Source organism: Flavobacterium sp. MK4S-17 (assembly GCF_009848495.1).
In the GTDB taxonomy this organism is placed as follows: Bacteria; Bacteroidota; Bacteroidia; order Flavobacteriales; family Flavobacteriaceae; genus Flavobacterium.
In genome coordinates, this window is record NZ_WWEP01000033.1 from 1 (window position 1) to 22,896 (window position 22,896).

The 22,896-nt window shown below is 39.3% G+C and carries 27 protein-coding genes; 15 read left to right on the plus strand and 12 right to left on the minus strand.

Annotated elements, in window-relative coordinates; translation table 11 throughout:
- Positions 1-216 precede the first annotated feature (216 nt).
- Positions 217-1,170 carry a thioredoxin-disulfide reductase gene (gene trxB, locus GSF09_RS10650; RefSeq protein ID WP_159801189.1) on the plus strand — a complete coding sequence of 318 codons (954 nt, stop codon included), beginning with the start codon at positions 217-219 and terminating at the stop codon, positions 1,168-1,170.
- A 73-nt stretch (positions 1,171-1,243) separates the two neighbouring features.
- On the opposite strand, the gene GSF09_RS10655 is transcribed toward trxB, so the two are convergent.
- From GSF09_RS10655 to GSF09_RS10675, 5 genes are all read right to left on the minus strand, one after another.
- The gene (locus GSF09_RS10655) at positions 1,244-2,077 is read right to left on the minus strand and encodes a GIN domain-containing protein (protein WP_159801191.1); all 834 of its coding nucleotides are present in this window, start codon (positions 2,075-2,077) and stop codon (positions 1,244-1,246) included.
- Positions 2,078-2,172: 95 nt separating this feature from the next.
- Positions 2,173-2,910: a head GIN domain-containing protein gene (locus tag GSF09_RS10660; RefSeq protein WP_159801193.1), complete on the minus strand. Its 738-nt coding sequence runs from the start codon at positions 2,908-2,910 to the stop codon at positions 2,173-2,175.
- 27 nt (positions 2,911-2,937) lie between these two features.
- The gene (locus GSF09_RS10665; protein WP_159801195.1) at positions 2,938-4,611 is read right to left on the minus strand and encodes a PspC domain-containing protein; all 1,674 of its coding nucleotides are present in this window, start codon (positions 4,609-4,611) and stop codon (positions 2,938-2,940) included.
- Entirely contained in the window at positions 4,604-4,948 is a 345-nt protein-coding gene (locus GSF09_RS10670) for a PadR family transcriptional regulator (protein WP_159801197.1), read from the minus strand. Before GSF09_RS10670 ends, GSF09_RS10665 begins: the two co-directional genes overlap by 8 nt.
- A gap of 166 nt (positions 4,949-5,114) precedes the next feature.
- Entirely contained in the window at positions 5,115-5,564 is a 450-nt protein-coding gene (locus GSF09_RS10675) for a DUF4870 domain-containing protein (protein WP_159801199.1), read from the minus strand.
- A gap of 155 nt (positions 5,565-5,719) precedes the next feature.
- Here GSF09_RS10675 and GSF09_RS10680 point away from each other — a divergent pair, with 155 nt between their 5' ends.
- From GSF09_RS10680 to GSF09_RS10725, 10 genes are all read left to right on the plus strand, one after another.
- Entirely contained in the window at positions 5,720-6,172 is a 453-nt protein-coding gene (locus GSF09_RS10680) for a DUF4442 domain-containing protein (protein WP_159801201.1), read from the plus strand.
- Between the two features lie 113 nt (positions 6,173-6,285).
- Positions 6,286-7,191, plus strand: coding sequence for a TIGR01777 family oxidoreductase (locus GSF09_RS10685; RefSeq protein WP_159801203.1), 906 nt, complete (start codon positions 6,286-6,288; stop codon positions 7,189-7,191).
- 136 nt (positions 7,192-7,327) lie between these two features.
- Positions 7,328-7,930 (plus strand): nucleotide exchange factor GrpE, encoded by a 603-nt coding sequence (locus tag GSF09_RS10690; protein WP_159801205.1) that lies wholly within the window; start codon positions 7,328-7,330, stop codon positions 7,928-7,930.
- 21 nt (positions 7,931-7,951) lie between these two features.
- Positions 7,952-9,076, plus strand: coding sequence for a molecular chaperone DnaJ (gene dnaJ / locus GSF09_RS10695; protein WP_159801207.1), 1,125 nt, complete (start codon positions 7,952-7,954; stop codon positions 9,074-9,076).
- A 130-nt stretch (positions 9,077-9,206) separates the two neighbouring features.
- A complete protein-coding gene (locus GSF09_RS10700; protein WP_159801209.1) occupies positions 9,207-9,926 on the plus strand; it encodes a DUF3667 domain-containing protein in 720 nt (239 codons plus the stop codon).
- 26 nt (positions 9,927-9,952) lie between these two features.
- A complete protein-coding gene (locus GSF09_RS10705) occupies positions 9,953-10,879 on the plus strand; it encodes an ABC transporter ATP-binding protein (RefSeq protein WP_159801211.1) in 927 nt (308 codons plus the stop codon).
- A gap of 1 nt (position 10,880) precedes the next feature.
- On the plus strand, positions 10,881-12,179 hold the full coding sequence (locus GSF09_RS10710) for an ABC transporter permease (RefSeq protein ID WP_159801213.1): 1,299 nt from the start codon (positions 10,881-10,883) through the stop codon (positions 12,177-12,179).
- A 70-nt stretch (positions 12,180-12,249) separates the two neighbouring features.
- Complete coding sequence (locus tag GSF09_RS10715; RefSeq protein ID WP_159801214.1) at positions 12,250-13,413, plus strand: sigma-54 dependent transcriptional regulator; 1,164 nt, start codon at positions 12,250-12,252, stop codon at positions 13,411-13,413.
- Positions 13,414-13,437: 24 nt separating this feature from the next.
- The gene (locus GSF09_RS10720) at positions 13,438-14,082 is read left to right on the plus strand and encodes a DEAD/DEAH box helicase (RefSeq protein WP_159801256.1); all 645 of its coding nucleotides are present in this window, start codon (positions 13,438-13,440) and stop codon (positions 14,080-14,082) included.
- Between the two features lie 9 nt (positions 14,083-14,091).
- Positions 14,092-14,310 (plus strand): DUF2007 domain-containing protein, encoded by a 219-nt coding sequence (locus GSF09_RS10725; protein ID WP_159801216.1) that lies wholly within the window; start codon positions 14,092-14,094, stop codon positions 14,308-14,310.
- Here GSF09_RS10725 and GSF09_RS10730 read toward each other — a convergent pair whose 3' ends face one another.
- Positions 14,311-14,505, minus strand: a complete 195-nt coding sequence (locus tag GSF09_RS10730) for a hypothetical protein (protein ID WP_159801218.1) — start codon at positions 14,503-14,505, stop codon at positions 14,311-14,313.
- Positions 14,498-14,698 carry a hypothetical protein gene (locus GSF09_RS10735; protein ID WP_159801220.1) on the minus strand — a complete coding sequence of 67 codons (201 nt, stop codon included), beginning with the start codon at positions 14,696-14,698 and terminating at the stop codon, positions 14,498-14,500. The genes GSF09_RS10730 and GSF09_RS10735 overlap by 8 nt, the downstream gene beginning before the upstream one ends.
- Positions 14,699-14,801: 103 nt before the next feature.
- Between GSF09_RS10735 and GSF09_RS10740 the strand changes: the two genes are divergently transcribed.
- A complete protein-coding gene (locus GSF09_RS10740; protein WP_159801222.1) occupies positions 14,802-16,433 on the plus strand; it encodes an ABC-F family ATP-binding cassette domain-containing protein in 1,632 nt (543 codons plus the stop codon).
- A gap of 1 nt (position 16,434) precedes the next feature.
- Here GSF09_RS10740 and GSF09_RS10745 read toward each other — a convergent pair whose 3' ends face one another.
- Entirely contained in the window at positions 16,435-17,286 is an 852-nt protein-coding gene (locus tag GSF09_RS10745; RefSeq protein WP_159801224.1) for a hypothetical protein, read from the minus strand.
- A 71-nt stretch (positions 17,287-17,357) separates the two neighbouring features.
- Between GSF09_RS10745 and GSF09_RS10750 the strand changes: the two genes are divergently transcribed.
- The gene (locus GSF09_RS10750; protein WP_159801226.1) at positions 17,358-18,242 is read left to right on the plus strand and encodes a PPK2 family polyphosphate kinase; all 885 of its coding nucleotides are present in this window, start codon (positions 17,358-17,360) and stop codon (positions 18,240-18,242) included.
- Here the strand turns inward: GSF09_RS10750 and GSF09_RS10755 are convergent.
- On the minus strand, positions 18,239-18,574 hold the full coding sequence (locus GSF09_RS10755; protein ID WP_159801228.1) for a hypothetical protein: 336 nt from the start codon (positions 18,572-18,574) through the stop codon (positions 18,239-18,241). The two genes, GSF09_RS10750 and GSF09_RS10755, sit on opposite strands and share 4 nt — an antisense overlap.
- 110 nt (positions 18,575-18,684) lie before the next feature.
- Positions 18,685-19,215 (minus strand): hypothetical protein, encoded by a 531-nt coding sequence (locus GSF09_RS10760; RefSeq protein ID WP_159801230.1) that lies wholly within the window; start codon positions 19,213-19,215, stop codon positions 18,685-18,687.
- A 199-nt stretch (positions 19,216-19,414) separates the two neighbouring features.
- Between GSF09_RS10760 and GSF09_RS10765 the strand changes: the two genes are divergently transcribed.
- Together GSF09_RS10765 and GSF09_RS10770 are read left to right on the plus strand one after the other, a co-directional pair.
- Positions 19,415-20,794, plus strand: a complete 1,380-nt coding sequence (locus GSF09_RS10765) for an MATE family efflux transporter (protein ID WP_159801232.1) — start codon at positions 19,415-19,417, stop codon at positions 20,792-20,794.
- Between the two features lie 12 nt (positions 20,795-20,806).
- Positions 20,807-21,037 (plus strand): hypothetical protein, encoded by a 231-nt coding sequence (locus tag GSF09_RS10770; RefSeq protein ID WP_159801234.1) that lies wholly within the window; start codon positions 20,807-20,809, stop codon positions 21,035-21,037.
- A gap of 2 nt (positions 21,038-21,039) precedes the next feature.
- Here the strand turns inward: GSF09_RS10770 and meaB are convergent, their stop codons facing one another.
- Positions 21,040-22,128 (minus strand): methylmalonyl Co-A mutase-associated GTPase MeaB, encoded by a 1,089-nt coding sequence (gene meaB / locus GSF09_RS10775; RefSeq protein WP_159801236.1) that lies wholly within the window; start codon positions 22,126-22,128, stop codon positions 21,040-21,042.
- Positions 22,129-22,233: 105 nt separating this feature from the next.
- On the minus strand, positions 22,234-22,881 hold the full coding sequence (locus tag GSF09_RS10780) for an NAD(P)-dependent oxidoreductase (protein WP_159801238.1): 648 nt from the start codon (positions 22,879-22,881) through the stop codon (positions 22,234-22,236).
- Positions 22,882-22,896 lie beyond the last annotated feature (15 nt).

Below are 22,896 nucleotides of genomic sequence, written 5' to 3' on the forward strand. Positions count from 1 at the left end.
GATTCGAACCTGCGACCTCCTGGTCCCAAACCAGGCGCGATGACCGGGCTACGCTACACCCCGCGCATAAGCGGATGCAAATATACTATTTTAATCGGATTAACAAACTATAAGCAGCTTTTATTTTTTGATAGGTAAAACTGATATGCTTTTATAGGCAGTTTTTAATTAAAAACATAAATTTGCATTCAATCACTTTATACATTAATAATCATTATGACTGATACAGTTGAAAAAATAAAATGCCTTATTATAGGTTCAGGCCCTGCGGGCTATACAGCTGCTATTTATGCAGCCAGAGCCGATTTAAAACCTGTTTTATATACCGGTATGGAACCGGGGGGGCAGCTCACTACCACTACAGAAGTTGAAAACTTTCCGGGTTATCCTGACGGGATAGACGGGCCTACTATGATGGTACAATTGCAAAAACAGGCGGAGCGTTTTGGTACTCAGGTTCGCATAGGTATGGCAACTGCTGTAGTGCTTAGTAAAGAAAAGGGCGGCTGGCATAAGGTTACCATTGATGGTAATAAAGAACTGCTTGCACAAACCGTTATTATTTCTACAGGGGCAACAGCAAAATACCTTGGATTGCCCAGCGAGCAACGCCTTAGAGGCGGAGGAGTTTCTGCATGTGCCGTATGCGACGGATTTTTTTACCGCGGGCAGGATGTTGCAATAGTAGGGGCAGGGGATACTGCTGCTGAAGAGGCTACCTACCTTTCTAATATTTGTAGAAGCGTTACCATGTTGGTACGTAAGGATTTTATGCGCGCTTCCAAAGCGATGCAGCACCGTGTGGAAAACACAGCAAATTTAAAAGTACTTTATAATACAGAGGTGGATGAGGTACTGGGCGACCAGGTTGTAGAAGGTTTAAGGGTTGTTAACAACCAAACGGGCGAAAAAACAGAGATACCTGTTACCGGGCTTTTTATAGCAATAGGGCACAAACCTAATACTGATATATTTAAAGGCCAGCTTGACATGGATGATACCGGCTACCTTATAACGCAGGGAAAAACCACTAAAACTAACCTGCCAGGCGTATTTGCAGCAGGCGATGTGCAGGATAAGGAATACAGGCAGGCAATTACTGCTGCAGGTACGGGCTGTATGGCTGCGCTTGATGCAGAGCGTTACCTTGCGCTGATTGAAAATGATTAATAATGGTAATGGTATATATCAAACAAAAAGCGTCGCTATAAGCGCCGCTTTTTGTTATTAGAGAAGTTTATTTTTATTGTTGTTTTTTGTAAAGTGAAGCATTTTCCGTAAACGATTTCATTTCTATTTTTGGATTACCCAGTAACTGTACAGATGATTTTCCGCTTGCAGAAATAATTATGTTTTCTGTTGCCATAACGCTGCAGTCTGTATAGCCTTCGGCAGTAAGTTCCATTTTCTTAACCGTAAATTTTTTCCCGGTAAAAGTGGCATTATTATCAATACGCAATACAGCATTTTCAGCATCACCCTCAATAACCGCATTGGTTTTCTGATACATGTCAAATTTTAAGGATGGTGTAGCTATCAAAGCCTTAATGTCAGCATTTTTACTTAATTCTATAACAGCACTTGTTGCCTGTAAATTAACTTCAGCCTTTGTTTTGTCGTTCATTATAAGCGAAAAATTACCCGCTTTTACGTTTAAAAAGGCTTTAGTATAGTCAAAGGTTTTAATGGTAATATCATTAAGCGTAAGCTCTGCCAGGGCATTTAAAACTGTTTCATGCCTTGCCGTTACTGTTTTAAGGGCATCTGTATAAGTAACCCTTATGCTAAGGTTTCTGTAACTTGAGGCATCTTTTAATGTAAATATCCTTAATGTGGTACCATTAAGTTCTGTTTTTATAATTTCATGAAGGTTGTCGTCGGCTTCAACTTCAAGGCCGGGTGTGCCACCCTTAACCAAAAATATTTCAAGATTATCTTCAACTTCAAGGTTATCAAAGTCCCCGGTTTCCCTTTGTATAACCGTTACGGTTTTAGAGCCCCTAATTTTTTCTTTCTTTTGCGCGAATGCGGTACCTGCAACTATTAATGACAGGAATAATGCATAAAAAAATTTCATGTGTTTTGTTTTCAATGGTTACAGGCAAATATATAAAAAAACACCAGCCAAGGCTGATGTTTTTATTTTAGCACGCAAGGCTTATTGCTAAACAATTATTTTTGAGAGATATCTCCGCCTGAAGAAGCCTCTTTGCTGATGCTTTTAGGTGTATTAATATACTTAATACTGCTACCGCTGCTTGCTTTTGCAGTTAGTTTTTCAATAGGCTTTACGGTAGTTAAGCTGCCACTGGATGATTTTGACTCTACAAACCGTGCAGTTACATCTCCCGCATTAAGCATACTGCCGCTTGATGATTTTGTTTCGAGTATATTGGCCTGCCCAAGCACTTTAAGATCAGAACCGCTGCTGGATTCGCATACAAGTTTAGTTGCCTCAGCAATTATTTTCATTGAGCTTCCACTGCTGGAATCTAACGTAAGTGTGTCTGCTTTAAGTGTATTGTTGCTTACAACAGAGGAACCGCTTGATGATTTAACGCTGTTAATACTTTTAAAATGAACGGTTACCTTTTTACGTGCTGCATTACGTATATTTTTATCTGTTTTAATTTTAAGGTTGCCGCTTTCCACTTCAGTAATTATATGCTGCTGAAGGTTGTCATCAGCTTCTACTATTACAGAATTACTGCTGTCCTGAACCAGTACAACTTCCAGCCCGCTTGCCGCGGATACCGATTTAAAATCACTGCTTATTTCGCGGTTTTCGGTTACCACATTTCCACTGCCGCTCACCATGTTAAGGTTATTGCTAAAACCGCATGAAAATAAAAGCAGCGAGGATATTATGGTAATAACCAGTTTTGTAAAATGCATTATAATTTTTATCATAATCAATTAATTTAAGTTGGTTTATTATTAGTTGGTTTTAATTTTTAAATTAATGTCTGCGCTTTTCACTGTGTCCCCGTCCTTTGCGTGTATGCTGGTATCAACATTTATCTCATTTATTTCGGCAGCCTCTCCATATTCAAAGCAGTTAAGGCAGTCTACATGGTTACTTCCCATTTTGTAAACAAAATTATCCGACTCAAACCACAGGTCAAAGAAATCATTATCTGTATCATCATATTCCTTTACACTGCTGTCTGGCTTAATCATGTAGCCTTCAGGCAGGTATAAATATACTTCAACATTTTGTTTTCTGTACCTGTTGCTGCTGTCAGTTAGCAGATAATTATCAAGTACCAGTGTGTTATCTTTAAAATCAAAGTTATACCTTATTTTTTCAGCGCGTTTCCTTGCTTCTGAAACAGAGTGGCCGGAAGCTGTTTTTTCAATATGCACATAAGGCTTGCTCTCATCTGTTTTCAATACATAAAACAATATGCTGTTAGAGTACATTATTGCATTACCTTCCTCATCTTCAGTAAATTTAAAAGTATTGTTGCTGTACACTGATTTTGCAAAGTAATCATTATACCTGAATTTAACATTAAGCGTATCGGTTATTGCTATTGGCAGTTCCTGCTTAAGTATTGTTTTTCCCTGTTCGCTTACCTCACCGGCCTGCATTATGCCTATGTAACCCAAGGCACCCAGTGAACCCAGCCATAAAACTAACAATGTGTACCTGCTCATCTGCCCTATGGTGCGCGAATTTTCTACCAGTATTTTAAGCCCCAGCAGGAAAAGCGCAAACAGTGGTATGCCGACAGATAAAAGCCCTAGAAGAGATATTACCCATAATGGCACATTAGTGTAATTAATACCTTCGGCATAGGGAAACCATATATTGCCAGGAGTTGTAAGTGTAAATAACGATGTAATAAAGGCGATAATAAGCCCGCCGAGTGCTACTGCTGCAAAAATGGTTAGTAAAGCACCTATTACTTTGGCAATGCCTTTAAAAATTTTCACGAAGACATTGCCTGCCCTGTTTCCCAGGTTTTCGGCATTTGCTCCTAATTTTTCATAATCAACGTTTTGTATCCTTGCGCTTATGGCTTCAAACTCCTCTTTTACCTTACGCTCAATATTGGAAATATTAATAGGCTCGCCGGTCATTTCCAGTTTTTCAGTAGTGGTTATAGCTTTGGGTATAAGTATCCACAACAGTACATAAACAATTAAACTGGTACCAAATGATATAAATGGCGAGATAATAAATAATATGCGTATCCAAAGGGGGTCTATCCTAAAATAGTGGGCTATGCCTGCACACACACCCGCAATTATTGCTTTATCGCCATCCCTGTAAAACTTCCTGCTTCGCGGGTAGGTGTATTCATATTGCGTATATGTGCTTTTAGGAGCGGCATTTTCGTCATCCTCTATCCTGTAGTCTTCCGGCTGGCCCATAACAGCAATAACTTCTTCCACTTCTTTTATTCCCACAACCTGCTTGTCGTTTTTCATTTTTTCTGTAAGCAGTTCGGCAATCCTTCCTTCAATGTCATTCATTATTTCATCTTTTCCATCTGGAGACAAGGAACGCCTTATGGCGTCAAAATAATGATTTAACTTTTGATAGGCATTTTCATCAATATGGAAAAACAGGCCTCCTAAATTTATACTTACTGTTTTATTCATGGCTATGCTTATTTTGGCTGGTTATTATATTCACTGCGTCAGATAACTCTGTCCAGGTAGTATTAAGTTCTTTTAAAAAATTTTTACCCTCATCGGTAAGCCCGTAGTATTTTCTTGGCGGGCCGGATGTTGACTCTTCCCAACGGTAGCTTAAAAGCCCGTCATTTTTCAATCTTGTCAGCAGTGGGTAAACTGTTCCCTCCACTACAAGCAGCTTCGCGTTTTTAAGTGTATCCAGTATTTCAGAAGTATAGGCTTCTTTACCATTAAGTACAGAAAGTATGCAGAACTCTAAAATACCTTTACGCATTTGCGCCTTTGTATTCTCAATATTCATAGGCTGTTAATTTAAGTCTTTTCATTTTTACTGATTTTTTCTTTAGGGGTTACCTGTTGCATAATTTACTTTTATGCTGCTTTTTACTTTTGCGATAATTTTTCATTACTGTCCGTTTTTTTGATTGATGATTGAACTTGATTTGATGATGATTGATGATGATTTACTACTTTATAAATTTTATGGTTAGCGGAAAATTATAGGTTTCGCCATTACTGTTTTTTATTGCGGCATACAGTATTAAAAAGAATTCCATAACTTTTAAAGATGCCAGCAGTATAATAGTTAAAACTGATATTATCACTACGCCTGTAATTTCTCCCGCCTGTATTCTTTCAATTACCCAGTCGCAGTCATTAATAGTAAGGCTGGTTCCTTTAAATGCTTTATATATAATGAAGGGTATAGAGACAACCAATAGCAAAAGCGAGTACATTAAAAGGCTTAACTGAAAGTTGATGGCCTGCTTTCCATTATAATCTACAAAACCTGAATCGTTTTTCTTGGAACTCCAGATAATTACAGGAAATATAAAATTACCAAAGGGAAAGAAATATTGGGCAAAGGCACTTACCTGTAATAGTGTTGATGTGTTTTTTTCTTCTGTAGTAACCATAGTATATTATTATATCAGTTAATATTCTATGCAAATATATTTCTTTTGAAAGGTATTATGCAATACAAAGTACTTATATTTAACAAAATTTTAACAAAAGCAAATATATATTATGTAAGCATAATATTCAGTATATTAGCATAAATTATAAGGATATGAAGTTTACTCCATCAAAACTTAATACATTTTTATTTTTTAAATTACCTTCGGCATATTGGTGTGGGGTAAGGGTAAAAAATATTACATCACAACAGTGTACCGCAACAGTAAGGCATAGGTGGATAAATCAAAATCCTTTTAATTCTATGTATTTTGCCGTTCAGGCAATGGCTGCTGAACTTACTACAGGAGCACTGGTTATGCATGCTATAAAGCAAAGCGGTAAAAATATATCTATGCTTGTGGCCAATAACAAAAGCAGTTTTACCAAAAAGGCTAAAGGGAAGATTTCGTTTGTTTGCAACGATGGGAATTTAATTGCCGGAGCAGTGCAAAAAGCTATTGATACAGGGCAGGGGCAAACATTATGGATGAAGTCTTTTGGTACAGATGAGAAAGGTGATAAGGTTTCGGAATTTGAATTTGAATGGACTATAAAAGTGAAATAGTAATCTTAAATTTATTAGGTTTTTATTTAACAAGTACTAAATATTAGTTAAACACCTCAGTATTTTAATTTTATATCTTCATCAACAATACATTTGTGTAAAATAGATTGATTATGAAAGTTTTAATTACAGGAGCAACAGGCCTTATAGGTAGCGAACTTGTTTCCCTGTTACTAAAAAATGGAGTACATATAAATTACCTTACTACATCCGAAGATAAGTTACAGCATGAATTAAAATATAATGGTTTTTTTTGGAACCCGGATAGTGGCAGTATAGATGAAAACTGTATAGATGGCGTTGATACAATTATACACCTTGCAGGTGCTTCCATTTCCAAACGCTGGACAGACTCTTATAAACAGGAAATACTGGAAAGCCGGGTGCTTTCCACAAATGTGCTGTTCACATTATTAAAAAACAGGCCTCACAATATAAAGCAGTTTATAAGTGCATCTGCTATAGGTATTTATCCTGACAGTCTTGAAAAGGTGTATTCAGAATCGGATACAGAGGTAGATAATTCTTTTTTGGGTAAGGTAGTGCAAAAGTGGGAAGAGGCAGTTGACCAGATTAAAAGGCTGGACATAAAAGTGACCAAAGTCCGCACAGGCATTGTGCTTTCAGGCAAGGGCGGCGCGCTTGTAGAAATGGCAAAACCCGTTAGGCTGGGCGTTGGCTCGCCATTGGGGTGCGGCAGGCAAATGCAGTCATGGATACATATACAGGATTTAACAGGTATATATAATTATATTTTAAACCATGAACTGGAAGGTGTTTACAATGCAGTGGCTCCGCACCCTGTTAACAATGCCGGCCTTATGAAAACTATCGCTAAAGTGCTTAACAAGCCTTTCTTTATGCCCAACGTGCCAAAGTTTATGTTGCAGGCAGTGCTGGGTGAAATGCACCAGATACTGCTTAGCAGCCAGAATGTAAGTGCACGCAAAATAATAGGAGAGGGTTACCAGTTTAAATACCTCTCGCTGGAAAAAGCAATACGTCAGGAACTACAATAATAAAGGGCAGCTAACCAGCTGCCCTTTATTATTGTGTTTATTCTTTTATCTTTGCAGCTTTAAAAAAATGACAATTTGACATTTGTATTGGTTTGGCAATACTTTTGCAACTGCGCATATTGTTATTTATTAAGTAATGTTAAAGAAAATATTTAAAAATATGAGCCAGGATAATTCTCAAAATAATGAAAAAGAACTAAGTAAGGAAGCTGCTAATGAAGTTAACCAAAACGGCGCAACAGAAAATGCCGGTGCGCAGGAAGAAGGAATACCTTCGGCTGAAGAATTAACAGAGGAGCAAAAACTGAAAGAGGAACTGGCCTCTGAAAAAGATAAATTTTTACGCCTGTTTGCAGAATTTGAGAACTATAAAAAAAGGACTTCCAAAGAGCGTATAGAATTGTTTAAAACTGCCAATCAGGAAGTTTTACAGGCAATGCTGCCCGTGCTTGATGATTTTGACAGGGCTATGGTTCAGATTGAGAAATCGGGCGACGAGATGCTGCTTAAAGGAGTGGAACTGATACATAATAAACTAAAAGATACTCTTGTTTCTAAAGGTTTGGCAATAGTTGAAATTAAGGCAGGCGATGATTTTAACGCTGACTTTGCGGAAGCTATTACGCAAATACCTGCACCATCTGACGATTTAAAAGGCAAAGTGGTGGATGTTGTGGAAAAAGGATATAAACTGGGCGATAAAATTATACGCTTTCCAAAAGTGGTTATAGGTAATTAACTGCAAAAAGCTAAGTAAACAATGAAGAAAGATTATTACGAAATACTCGGGATTGATAAAGGGGCTACGGCAGAGCAGATTAAAAAGGCATACCGTAAGAAAGCTATTGAATTTCACCCTGATAAAAATCCGGGAGATAAAGAGGCCGAAGAGAATTTTAAACTCGCGGCAGAAGCCTATGAAGTATTGAGCGACCCTGACAAAAAAACGCGTTATGACCAGTATGGGCATGCTGCTTTTGAAGGCGGCGGCGGCTTTGGCGGCGGCGGTATGAATATGGATGATATATTCAGCCAGTTTGGCGACATTTTCGGCAGTGCATTTGGTGGTGGCTTTAGCGGTTTTGGTGGTTTCGGCGGCGGTGGCGGCCAGCGCAGGGTTAAAGGCAGCAATCTCAGGATAAAAGTTAAAATGACACTTGAGGAGGTAGCTAACGGTGTTGAAAAGAAAGTAAAGGTAAAAAGAAAGATACAGGCAAAAGGCGTAACTTTTAAAACCTGCCCTACCTGTAATGGTACCGGCCAGGTAATGAAGGTTACAAATACTATACTGGGCAGGATGCAGACAGCATCAACCTGTCATGTGTGCGGTGGTTCAGGCCAGATAATTGAAAGCAGGCCGCCACAGGCAGATGCACAGGGCATGGTAATGTCGGATGAAACGGTATCAATTAAAATACCGGCCGGTGTAACCGAGGGCATGCAGCTAAAAGTTAGCGGCAAAGGTAATGATGCCCCCGGCAACAACAGCATACCGGGCGACCTTATTGTAGTTATTGAGGAAGTTGAACACGATACTTTAAAACGTGAAGGAGAAAACCTGCACTATGATTTGTATATTAGTTTCCCCGAAGCTGCATTGGGCGTTTCAAAAGAAATAGATACTGTAAATGGTAAAGTCAGGATAAAGCTGGAAGAAGGTATACAGTCGGGCAAAATACTGAGGCTGAAAGGAAAGGGGATACCGAGCCTGAACAGCTATGGAAGCGGCGACCTGTTAGTACATGTAAATGTATGGACGCCGAGGACGCTTAATAAAGAGCAAAAACAGTTTTTTGAAAAATATTTAACTGACGAAAACTTTATACCTAAACCGGAAAAATCCGATAAATCTTTTTTTGAAAAAGTTAAAGATATGTTTTCGTAATTTAAGATAAATTTATATATTTGAAATTCACTAGTTAACTAGTGAATTTTTCTTTTTCATAGCAATTTTTCCCATCCTTGTTTTTAAAATAAGGATGGGTTTTTTATACATTTGAATAAAAACTGCTTCCATGCATAAATGCCTTAACTGTAATGCCCCGCTTACTTCGAAATACTGTGCAGATTGCGGGCAAAAGGCTGACACACACAGGATAACTTTTAAGCATTTTATTATACATGATATAATGCACGGTGTGTGGCATATTGAAAAAGGGATATTGTTTACATTAAAGCAACTGTTTACCCGTCCCGGTTATGCAGCACGTGATTATATATCAGGTAAAAGGGTGCAGTATTACAATGTATTTTACCTTATTATAATTATATTGGGGCTGGCTGTTATAGCGGGACGTTATGTTGATGGCGGTTTCATGGGCAGTACCGGTGCGGTAAAAGATGAAGCAGTAAAGGAAGTGCTGGAAGCCATAGGGGGAATACCTAAAATTATTTACATAAGTATTATACCTATCCTGGCTTGTAATTCATGGCTGATTTTCCGCAGGCTGAAATATAATCTTGCTGAGCATTTAATCATAGCAGGCTTTGTGGTGCTGGCATTTATACTTTTTGTGCTGACTGCTATGCTGGCAGATATAACTGGCTTAGCCTGGCTTAGTAACTTAATGGGTATAATTTGCGGTTTATTTCCTGTTATAGTTTATTACCAGGTAACGGCCAACACATATAAAATTCCGGGATTTGCCTGGCGGATATTACTATTTTACTTTTTATTCCTTGCCGAGATGTATTCTTTATTTATGGCTGCAGTCTATCTGATAGATGCTTTTTAAGCAGGGGGAAATATTTATAAAACAGAATGGAATCTATTTTAGAAGTTAAAAATGTTATTAAGCAGTATGGAGATTATACTGCCCTTAATAATGTTACATTGAACGTGCCTAAAGGCAGTATATACGGGCTGTTAGGGCCTAACGGTGCAGGAAAAACATCGCTCATAAGGATTATAAACCAGATAACGCTGCCGGATAGCGGCGAGATATATCTTGATGGCGAAAAACTCAGCCCAAAACATATTAGTCACATAGGCTATATGCCCGAAGAGCGCGGCCTTTATAAAAGCATGAAGGTAGGCGAGCAGGCGTTATACCTTGCCCAGTTGAAAGGGCTTTCAAAAAGTGAAGCTAAAAAGCAGTTGGAGTATTGGTTTGAAGAACTGGATATAAAGGGTTGGTGGAATAAAAAAATTCAGGAGCTTAGCAAGGGTATGGCGCAAAAAATACAGTTTGTGGTAACAGTGCTGCACCAGCCAAAGCTGCTTATTCTTGACGAACCTTTCAGCGGTTTTGACCCCGTTAATGCCAACATCATTAAGGATGAGATAATGCAGTTAAGAGATAAAGGCACTACAATTATTTTTTCTACCCACCGTATGGAGAGTGTGGAGGATATGTGCGACCACATAGCACTCATCCATAAATCGAATAAGTTAATTGAAGGTAAGCTTCATGATGTAAAAAGGCAGTACAGGAGCAATACTTTTCAGGTAGGTATAGTGCCGGCCAGCCTTGAGGGGCTGCTGGCGGGTATCAATACCCGCTACCAAACCACACAGGCAAACTTCAAAACACTTGATGATGAGTTAAAGCTGGAGGTACAACTGCCTGAAAACAGTACATCGCGAGAGTTGCTGGAGTATTTAATGCAGCAGGGTAATGTAACCTACTTTGTTGAAAAAATACCCAGCGTTAATGATATATTTATTCAAACTGTAAGCCAAAAGTAATATGAGCCTTTCTTTAATAATTAAAAGAGAATTTTTTGCCAAAGTGCGCAATAAGTCCTTTATAGTAATGACATTTTTAAGCCCTTTGCTTTTTGTGGGCATGGCTATGCTTATAGGCTATCTTGCAAGCGTAAGTGCAGACAAGGTAACAAAAGTGGCCATATATGATAAGGGCAGCAATTTAAAAGAAGATTTTAAAGACAGCGACCATCTTAAATATACTGACCTTTCGGCTTTGCCGATAAAGGAAGCCAAAGAAAAGGCCAGTGAGGGCTATGAAGGTATGATTTATGTTCCGGAGGTGGAGAATCCAATCGACCTGCTCCACAAGGTGGAATATATTTCTAATGACAGTCCGGGAATGGATTTTATCAGGCGCATGGAAGATGTGGTAAATGATAAGCTAACAAGGTATAACCTGCAAAAAGCCGGAATAGATTATCAGCAGATAGAAGCAGCCAAAACGGATGCAGATATAAAACTTAGTAAATTTTCGGGGGAGGAAAGCCTGAAATGGCTTAATGAAATTAAAATAGGTATTGGTTTCGCTTTTGGCTACCTTATCATGATGTTTATCATTATATACGGCAATATGGTGATGCGCAGTGTTATAGAAGAAAAAACCAACCGTATTATTGAAATCATTATATCTTCTGTTAAGCCCTTCCAGCTTATGATGGGTAAAATAATAGGTACATCTATGGCGGGTATATTACAGTTTTTAATATGGGCCGTGTTAGGGGGTATATTGTTTGTTGTTGCAGGCTCATTTTTTGGACTGGAAATGGGGGCTTCAGCCCAGGTACAGCCTGAAATGACAGAAGCCGCACAACAATCGGCAGAAGCATTACAGGGTTATATCACTGAAATACTTAGCCTGCCATTGGGCACAATGTTCCTTTCGTTTATCATTTATTTTATAGGTGGATATTTTTTATACAGTTCCATATATGCCGCTATTGGGGCTGCGGTTGACAGCGAAACCGATTCCCAGCAGTTTTTATTTCCTATAATATTACCGCTTATGCTTGGGGTATATGTAGGCTTCTTTACGGTTATAAATGATCCTCACGGTACGGTTGCCACCGTTTTTTCAATGGTGCCTTTAACATCACCTATAGTAATGCTTATGCGCATTCCTTTCGGCGTGCCGTTATGGGAATTATTACTTTCTATATTTATATTGTTCATTACTTTTTTGGGTGTGGTTTGGTTTGCAGCAAAAATATACCGAATCGGTATTCTTATGTATGGTAAAAAGCCTACCTATAAAGAGTTGTTCAGGTGGCTTAAATATTAAAACGGAAAGTTAATAGTTTGGAGTTTAAAATTTAAACCGATAACTTTAAAAACACATCAATAATTTAAAGATGCCAAAAATACTTATAATAGAAGATGAGGCTGCAATACGCCGGGTTTTAGGAAAAATACTTGCAGAGGAAAGCGATAATTATATTGTGGAGGAAGCCGAAGACGGACAGCTTGGGCTTGAAAAAATAAAAAATGAGGATTATGACCTTGTTCTTTGCGATATAAAAATGCCCAAAATGGATGGTGTTGAAGTGCTTGAGGCTGTAAAAAAAATAAAGCCTGAAATTCCTTTTGTAATGATATCAGGGCATGGCGACCTTGAAACTGCAATACAAACCATGCGCCTTGGTGCTTTTGATTATATAAGCAAACCGCCTGATTTAAACCGCCTGTTAAATACTGTGCGTAATGCGCTTGACAGGAAAACGCTGGTTACCGAAAACAAACTGCTGAAAAAGAAAGTAAGTAAAAACTATGAAATGGTTGGCAGCAGCGAACCTATAAACCATATAAAGGAAATAATAGAAAAAGTAGCCCCAACCGATGCACGTGTGCTTATTACAGGGCCTAACGGTACAGGTAAAGAACTGGTGGCGCACTGGCTGCATGAAAAAAGCGAACGTTCGGGGGCGGCATTTATAGAGGTTAACTGTGCGGCAATACCCAGCGAGCTTATAGAGAGTGAACTGTTTGGGCATGTAAAAGGAGCTTTTACCAGTGCGGTAAAAGACAGGGCAGGAAAGTTTGAGGCTGCCGATAAAGGCACAATATTCCTGGATGAAATTGGTGATATGAGCCTTTCAGCACAGGCAAAGGTTTTGCGTGCCCTTCAGGAAAATATGATACAAAGGGTAGGTGCAGAAAAAGACATTAAAGTAGATGTGCGTGTTATTGCCGCTACCAATAAAGACCTGAAAAAAGAAATTGAAGAAGGACGTTTCAGGGAAGACCTTTACCACCGCCTCGCAGTAATACTTATAAGAGTACCTGCACTTAATGACAGGAGGGATGATATTCCGCTGCTTGTGGAACATTTTTCTGAAAAGATTGCGGCCGAGCAGGGTACAGCCCGTAAAAAGTTTACGGATGATGCGGTAAGGCTTTTGCAGGAATATGACTGGACCGGCAATATAAGGGAACTGCGTAATGTGGTGGAAAGGCTGATTATACTGGGTGGCAGTGAAATTTCTGAAACCGATGTAAAACTTTTTGCAAGTAAATAATTTATAAACCTGATTTTGGACAAACTGTTTTTAAAAAAAATAAATGCGGGGCTTTCGCAATCCTTGGCAGAAGGCGGGCTTACTGAACCTACTGAGGTGCAAAAAGAAACTTTCGGCACGATAAAAAGCGGCGCTGACTGTGTTATAGCGGCACCGGAAGGAGAGGGTAAAACCACAGCAATAGTTATTACCGTAATACAAAAACTTGAAAAGGCTTTCCAACAGTCGCCAAGGGCACTTGTAATTGTTGAGGATAAAGCAAAGGTGCTGGAAATGCAGCAGCTTTTTACCGATTATGGCAGGCATACTGACTTAAGGGTTTACGGCGTGTATGAGCAGGGAGATATTGATTATGACAAAAACCAGATATCAGCGGGGATAGATGTACTAATAGGCACACCGGGCAGGCTAAATGATATGTTCGGTTCTGCCGGGTATGATGTTAACCAGTTGAAAATGTTTATTGTGGATGATACTGAAACATTGCTTAAAAACAGGCTTGAGCCAAAAATTGCAAGGCTTTCCAACAGTATTGTAAAAACACAGCGCATTTTCTTTACCGACATAATATCTGAACGTGTGGAATTGCTGGCTGACAGGATTATGGTTGAACCGCTTTTTTTTGAGTTTGATGATTTTGACGGGGACGATAACCAAGATGACTATTAAATCTTACAAATGATAAAAGTATTTTCAGGAAGTGGTATAATGGCTTTGGCAGTACAATCGGAACTGGAAGCCGCCGGCATAGATGTTATTGTAAAGAATAATATTGAATCCGGTATTATAGTCGGGTTAACACCTATTGGGCAGGCAGTGGAAATTTATGTTGATGGGGAAGATGTTGCAAAGGCAAAAGAAATAATAGAAAACTGGAAAATCCGTACTGATAAATAATCAGCGTTTACCGGCTTTTTTCTTTTTCCTGTCAAACAGGTAGCCTAAAATAAGCCCTACTATTATCCATAAAGGTATTCCGGCTATTATTTTGGTTAATGAAAGCCTTTCCCCGTCAACTAAAGGAAAAATAATCATAGTAATGGCATATAAAATGCCACCCCACACCAGGCCTGACCTAACCCATTTACGCATCCTGATTGTTTTTAGGTTTCTGTTTTATCTTTATCAACGAGCCAAAAATAAAACCGCCGGATAAAAAGATAACAAGCCCTGTGGCTGATCTTATAAAGGTTATCTTATCGCCGTCCAGCAGCGGTAAAGCTATACACATTATAAAAAACATGGTAAGTCCCCAAAACAAGCTTATTTTAATGCGTATACCCATAGTAAAGCTATAATCAGCTTTTCAAATGTAATAAATTTTACTTTAAAGGCAAGGGCGTTGCCTTTGAATTCCATTATCTTTGCGGCTTCAAATTAAATGACAGATGATTACAGTAGATGCGTTAACGGTTCAGTTTGGCGGAACAACGCTTTTCAGCGATGTATCTTTTTCGATTAATGAAAATGATAAAATAGCCCTGATGGGTAAAAATGGTGCGGGAAAATCAACCCTGCTAAAGCTCATTGCCGGGGTAAGCAAGCCAACCTTAGGAAATGTATCTGCACCCAAAGGTACTGTTATAGCCTACTTGCCACAGCATCTATTAACAGAGGATAATGCTACAGTACTTGATGAAACATCTAAAGCGTTTGAAAGCATATTTAAAATGAAGGCTGAAATAGATGCGCTTAATGAGGAACTTACAGTACGTACGGATTATGAATCGGAAGAATATTATAAAATAATAGAAAGGGTATCGGAACTAAGTGAAAAATTTTATTCTGTAGAAGAAGTAAATTATGAAGCTGAAGTTGAAAAGGTACTTATAGGTATGGGCTTTAGCCGTGCCGACTTTACCAGGCCAACCTCTGAATTTAGCGGTGGGTGGAGAATGCGCATTGAGCTTGCCAAAATATTACTTCAAAAGCCAGACCTTATACTGCTGGATGAGCCTACTAACCACATGGATATTGAAAGTATACAGTGGCTTGAGGATTTTTTGGTGAACAGTGCAAAAGCTGTTATGGTAATAAGCCACGACAGGGCATTTGTAGACAATATTACTACACGTACTATAGAGGTTACTATGGGCCGCATTTATGATTATAAAGCCAAATATTCCCATTACCTTGAATTGCGGAAAGACCGCAGGGCACACCAGCAAAAAGCATATGAAGAACAGCAAAAAATGATTGCTGAAAATATGGAGTTTATAGAACGTTTTAAAGGTACATACTCTAAAACCCTGCAGGTGCAAAGCCGGGTAAAAATGCTTGAAAAGCTGGAACTGGTTGAGGTTGATGAAATTGACACTTCTGCATTAAGGCTTAAATTTCCTCCTGCACCACGTTCCGGCCAATATCCTGTTGTGGTTAATGAACTCTCAAAATCCTATGACGGACATGTAGTTTTTAAAGATGCCTCTATGGTTATAGAGCGGGGGCAAAAGGTAGCCTTTGTAGGTAAAAACGGAGAGGGTAAATCAACTATGGTAAAAGCCATAATGGGTGAAATAGACTTTGAAGGCAAGCTTGAGGTGGGGCATAACGTAAAAATTGGTTATTTTGCCCAAAACCAGGCAGCATTACTGGATGGCGAACTGACTGTTTTTGAAACTATAGACCGTATTGCCGAAGGGGATATACGCACACAGATAAAAAATATACTGGGCGCATTTATGTTTAGCGGCGATGATACCACCAAAAAGGTTAAAGTGCTTTCAGGAGGCGAACGCACAAGGCTTGCCATGATAAAGCTGCTGCTTGAGCCTGTAAACCTGCTTATTCTGGATGAGCCTACCAATCACCTTGATATGAAAACCAAGGATATAATAAAAGATGCCCTGAATGCTTTTGACGGTACTTTAATATTGGTATCGCATGACAGGGATTTTCTTGATGGGCTGGTAACTAAAGTATTTGAGTTTGGCAACAAGCGCGTTAAGGAACATTTTGAAGATATTAAAGGCTTCCTTGAATATAAAAAGATGGAAAACCTGCGTGAGATAGAAAAGTAATTTATTTCCCTTTTGGTATTTTAAGTAGGTAAATATCCGAAGCACCGGAATCACTGTCAGTATCCTCGCACAGAAGGAATTGTAATTCAGTGGCTGTTTCTTTAAACAAAGTAATGCCTTCAAACTTTTTTGATTCTGAAATTACTTTTGTAAAACCGATTTTCATTGTTTCAATATCTATAGTCCCAATAAGCGAACCTGCCACTTCACCGTCATGGTAGGTAGATGAAGATTTTTCGGCGGCGGTAATAAAATACAGGGTATTCCCTACTTTAACAGCATCGGTAAACCCTGCCCTTTCCCCGTTTATTTTAGGCAGCCTGTAGCTGTTGTGCAATATCTGGAAATAAGTATCTTCAATTGTGCCGTTAAGTGTAAATACTGCATTTTGTTTTACCGGGCCATTGCCGCGCTGAAACAGGTACCACGTATCGCCGTCATTAACTGCGGCTTCTATATTAAAATTTTCAGCATCAATATTACCAAAGCTTTGCATGGCGAGGTAAAGGTCGGTTGCATCAATATGCGGAAAAACCTCTTTGGTTTTATAATTAATATGTGCTATTAAATTCCTTCCGGGTGCGGAGCCTGAGCCAAATAAATACATATCGCTGCCCTTTACTGCTATGGCCTCATAATCGGCTTTATCCGGTTTTGGTATATTTTCCAGCGGGCCTGTGTATTCCTTGTTCACCAACGGATGTTTTGAAAGCGACTTGTCTGCGATATTGTATTCATATAGTATATGGCTATTGTCGGATATAAGGAAAAGGGCAGAGCCATCATAAAATAATCCTGAAGCCGAACCAATGCCTATGATATGGAAAAGAAGCTCTAAACTAAATTTTTGCATAACATTAAGTTTTAATCAAAACGCAGAATACTATAAATCCTTACATTTATTATAAAGATAATTAAATAGGGATGACAAATATAAATACGGAGGACTTTAAGGTTGCAGGCGATTTTATTATTGGTGAGCGGCCTTCTTTTATAGATATCGGGGCTACAAAAAAAGAGAAGAAAAAGGCGCTTAAAACTGTAAGTAAGGAATTAGGCAAGCTTCAGGATAAAATGTATGCCAATAACCGGTATAGTGTTTTAATATGTTTGCAGGGCATGGATACTTCGGGTAAAGACAGCCTTATACGCGAAGTGTTTAAATATTTTAATGCAAGGGGCGTTAATGTATATACTTTTAAGGAACCAACATCCCGCGAACTCAAGCATGATTATTTATGGAGGCATTATACTGCCCTGCCTGAAAAGGGCAAATTTGCTGTTTTTAACCGGTCGCATTATGAAAATGTGTTGGTAACACGCGTGCATCCTGAGTACCTGCTGAATGAAAACCTACCGGGTATTGAAACCGTAAATGATATACCGGAAAACTTTTGGGAGGAGCGTTTTAAGCAGATTAATGACTTTGAAAGCCATTTGGCTAAGAATGGTACTATCATATTTAAATTCTTCTTGCACCTGGGTAAAGAGGAGCAAAGGCAAAGGCTTTTGCGCCGGCTTGAAAAAGAAAGCCACAACTGGAAATTTTCGCCATCAGACCTGGACGAAAGGGGATATTGGGATTTATACCAGCAATATTATGAAGAAGCTATAAATAAAACATCCCAACCCTGCGCCCCGTGGTATGCCATACCTGCTGACGATAAAAAGGCGGCACGTTATTTTGTGGCAGGTATAATCCTGGACAGGTTAAAGAAATATGATATTAAAGAACCTGAAGTAGATGAAGAAGTGCTTGAAAATATAAATGCTTACAAGAGGAAATTAAATAGTGAAAACAACGGTTAATCATTAAGCAGTAAATCCTTAACCTCTTCTTCGGAAAGGCATATGCCTATGTTTTGTACTTTCTCGTTATCATCTTCACTGCCACCTATAAAATAGATAGGGATTTGGGATGTAGCCTTACGCCTTTTAATTTCCTGTGCGGTTATCCTGCCGTGGGAGGCTAAAAGTGAATAGTTGATTACAATGGCATCGGCCTTGCAGCCTGCTGACTTTTTATAGGCTTCGCCGCCATCCCTAAGTTCACTTCCCACCACTTTATGGCCAGAAGCCTTGCAATAGTCCAGCAAAGGTGTTTTATCATCGCGGCTCCAGTCAATAACAAAAAGTTTCATGGTTTGTTTGTTAGTTACTACAAATTTAAAAAACCTGCGGTAAATTAATACCACAGGTTTTTACAGGTTAGTTTTTGTACTTAGGTGTTTTTATTATATAACTGCAATTGTTACAGCTTAAAGCCATAAGCAACACGCAATGCTATCTGGTCTGCATTAAAGTCATTCATACCCTCATAACGCAGGCTTATATCAATTACATCATTGGCGTAGCCTATACCCGGCGACCATAAAAATGATGTTTCATCATAATCGCTGGTAACGGCAAAACCTGCACCAACTTCGCCAAGAACATAAAAGCGGTCTTCCCATACAAAAGCTTTAAAGCCTGCTTTTACAGGAATAAAACCAAGGTCATCAATTTCATCTTCTTCGCCAAAAAGGTGTGTGTAACCTGTAGTAAGCGTTAAAGATGTTTGTTGGGTAAGGTCATATTGAAGCCTTACGTCTCCACCAAGGGCAAAATTAAAATAATCTCCGGTTGTAGGCCCCGCATTAATGGCAAATCCTAAGCGGAATCCCTGATCATAATTATTAATTGCCTCGCTAGATGTTCCTGAAATTTCCTGTGCAATACCATTTGCACCTAAAAGTAATAATGCTCCCAGCATTAAACCTTTCATGTTAAGTAATCTTCTCATAATATTCGTTGTTAGGTGATGTAAAAGTACAATGACAGATTTGGGGAAATATCCAATATTTTGTTAATATTTTATAAATACCTTATTAAAATTTATTTATATGTAGGATAAGATTGTGATTATCAAAATTATAAGTATGTTGATTTTTAACTGCTTTTAATATTCTTCTCCTTACATTTGCGGGCTAATTGCAATTATAATGACGCTTACTGCCTACACAAAGGAATTCAGATATAATATACAACTGGCATGGCCTGTTATTTTAGGTATGCTTGGGCATACTGTTACAGGCATAGTAGATAATATTATGGTAGGGAAACTGGGTGCTGCCGAACTTGCTGCCGCCTCCCTGGGCAACAGCATGGTTTTTATTGCCATGTCAGCCGGTATCGGTTTCTCTACAGCTATTACACCGCTTGTAGCTTCGGCAGATGCAGAAAAAGATACCGACAAGGCACGCTCTTTCTTTCAAAACGGATTGTTGTTATGCACCATTTTGGGTATATTTCTTTTTGGGGTAGTGTGGTTCGCAAAACCGCTTATGTACCTTATGAGCCAGCCTGAAGAAGTTGTTGCGCTTGCGGGGCCTTATATTGACTGGGTAGCATTTTCACTCGTGCCTGTAATTATTTTTCAGGGTTACAAGCAATTTGCCGACGGGTTATCCCATACAAAGTATGCCATGTATGCTGTTATCATTTCCAACGTTATCAATATTATAGTTAACTACCTGCTTATATACGGAATTTGGATTTTTCCTAAGATGGGTATAATAGGCGCTGCCCTGGGTACTGTTTTAGCACGTATATTTATGGTAGTATATATACATTATATATTAGTGAAAAACGAAAAGTTTAAAACCTATTTTAGTGGCTTTAACAGGAGTGCCTTTAATAAGGCTGTGCTAAAAAGAATAACTGCCTTAGGCTTGCCTTCATCCATGCAGATGCTTTTTGAAGTTGCCCTGTTCACCGCGGCAGTGTGGCTTTCAGGCTCTATAGGCAAGGATAGCCAGGCTGCTAACCAGATAGCCCTTAGCCTGGCATCATTAACGTTTATGTTTGCTATGGGCTTAAGTGTGGCCTCCATGATAAGGGTGGGCAACCAAAAGGGGCTTAGGGATTATAAAAAGCTGCAGCTTGTGGCGCGCTCCATATTCCTGCTTGCTGTTATACTGGAGGTAGTATTTGCCTTATTGTTTATTGCCCTACACAATTACCTTCCGCAATTTTTCCTGAATATGAAAGATGATACCCTTTTAGCAGAAAATGCCAGGGTTATTGCCATAGCTTCTGAATTGTTGCTGGTGGCTGCCGTGTTCCAGATTTCAGATGGGATACAGGTTGTGGTGCTGGGGGCGCTTCGGGGCCTACAGGATGTGAAAATTCCAACGGTAATAACATTTATTGCCTATTGGGTTATCGGTTTCCCTATATCTTTTTATTTAGGGCATTATACCGGGCTGCGTGCTACCGGGATATGGATAGGGCTTTTTGCCGGGCTTACGGCAGCCGCATTATTTTTGTATATTCGTTTTCATTTTTTAACCAAAAAGCTTATCCGTTTCGGGCAGCTTTAAAAACTATCACCAATGGAATTACCAAAATTTGTACTTGCAGATAATACTGATTTTCCTGAAGATATATTCATAATCCACCTGGATTACCCAAGGTTTATTATAAACCTTAAAAATGATGAAGTAGAATTTTTAGAGGAGCCGGATGAAGCAGATGAGGCTGACCTTGAGGCAGAAATGGAAAGCCTTATTACGCTTGTCAATGAATTTTATGACAGGGAGATGCAGCGTTATGAAGAACAGTAAAACTATTTTTTAAAATAACTGTCAAGCAGGATACGGGCGGCTGCAAACGGTGAAATCTCATTGTTTTGCACCGCTTTTTTATTTTCTTCCAATAAAGCCATAATGTCTTCACGGCTGTAAAAATCATTCAGTAACTGTTCGTTTATGGTTTGTGTAAGCCAGTAGCGATTCTGTTCCTTTCGTTTGGCATTAAAGTAATTGTTGCCTTTTGCCAGGTTAAAGTATTCTTCGGTTAGTTGCCAAACCTGTTCAATACCCTCTTTTGTAATAGAGCTGCAAGTGGTAACCTTTGGCTGCCACCCTGAATTTTTAGGAGGGAAAAGATGCAGTGCCCTGTTGAATTCGGTTTTGGCCAGTTTAGCTTTTTTAATGTTGTCACCATCTGCTTTATTAATCACTATCAAGTCTGCCATTTCCATAATACCCCGCTTAATACCCTGAAGTTCATCTCCGGCACCGGCTATTTTTAGCAGCAGGAAAAAATCTGCCATGCTATGCACTGCTGTTTCACTTTGCCCCACGCCAACGGTTTCTATTATAATAGTATCAAATCCGCAGGCTTCGCATAGTATTATAGCTTCACGTGTTTTGCGTGCCACACCGCCAAGTGTATCCCCTGAAGCCGATGGCCTTATATAGGCGTTTTCATCTTTAACCAGCTCTTCCATGCGGGTTTTATCGCCTAATATGCTGCCATGCGAAAGCGAACTGCTGGGGTCAACCGCTAAGACAGCAACTTTTTTGCCCAAACCGGTAAGGTGTTTTCCAAACGCTTCAATAAATGTGCTTTTACCAACCCCCGGCACACCTGTGATACCAATACGAACCGAATTATTAGCATGCGGAAGGCACAGGTTGATTACCTCACCGGCTTTTTCAAAATGCTTCGGATTGGTGCTTTCTACAAGTGTTATAGCCCTGCTCAAAGCTGTTTTATTGCCTTCCAGTATGCCGTTTACAAGTTCCTGTGCAGTGGGCTGTTTTTTTCTGAGAAGTGCAATATTCTCTGCAGAATCCCTGCTGATGCTTTCAGGCTGTGCAACGCCATCTTTTTCCTGTAATGCGCTTTTATTTGGCTTGGGCTTTTCCATGAATGTAAAAATACATAAAATTTACAGGAACCTGTATAAAAGCAGCAGGCTGCCTGTAAGGTTATCATGCCATATAAGCAGCCTGTATTATATTAACCTGTTTAATTAATAACCTGCGGTAAAACGCATTTTATGGTGCTTAGGGTTTTCAGCCTCATCTGCTATAACCACTGCAACATCTTCTACCGAAAGCGAATTGCGGTGATTCTCATCAAATACAGGGCTATCGGTACCTAAACGGTATTTGCCTGTACGGCCTGTAGTGATACCCTGGTGCATTTCTATAGCAGGGCTAAAGAAAGCCCAATCCAGTTCCTGTTCCTTTTTCAGGATATTTAAATATTCCCTTACAGCGGTTGCGCCCGGTTTATATTCCTCGGGAAACTTTGGTGTATCAATAAGCTGAAGGTCTGGCGCAACATAAAGGCTTCCTGCCCCGCCAATTACTATAAAACGATTAACCCCCGCCTCTTTTACGGCTTCCTGTATGGACTGTGCTCCTGCTAGGTAATCATCATAAATATTAGGGTTTGTCCAGCCGGGGTTATAGGAGCTGATAACAATATCCTGCCCTTTAAGCACTTCTGCCAGCTCGGTAGGGTAAAAAACATCAGCGGCTATCCAGTTGGCTTTTTCGGCTATTTCTTTTTTAGGTGTACGGGCAATAGCTGTTACCTCGTGGTTCCTGTTTACCAATTCTTTTACAATTGCTGAGCCTACAAAGCCTGTGGCTCCTATTACTGCTATTTTCATTATATAAAGGTTATT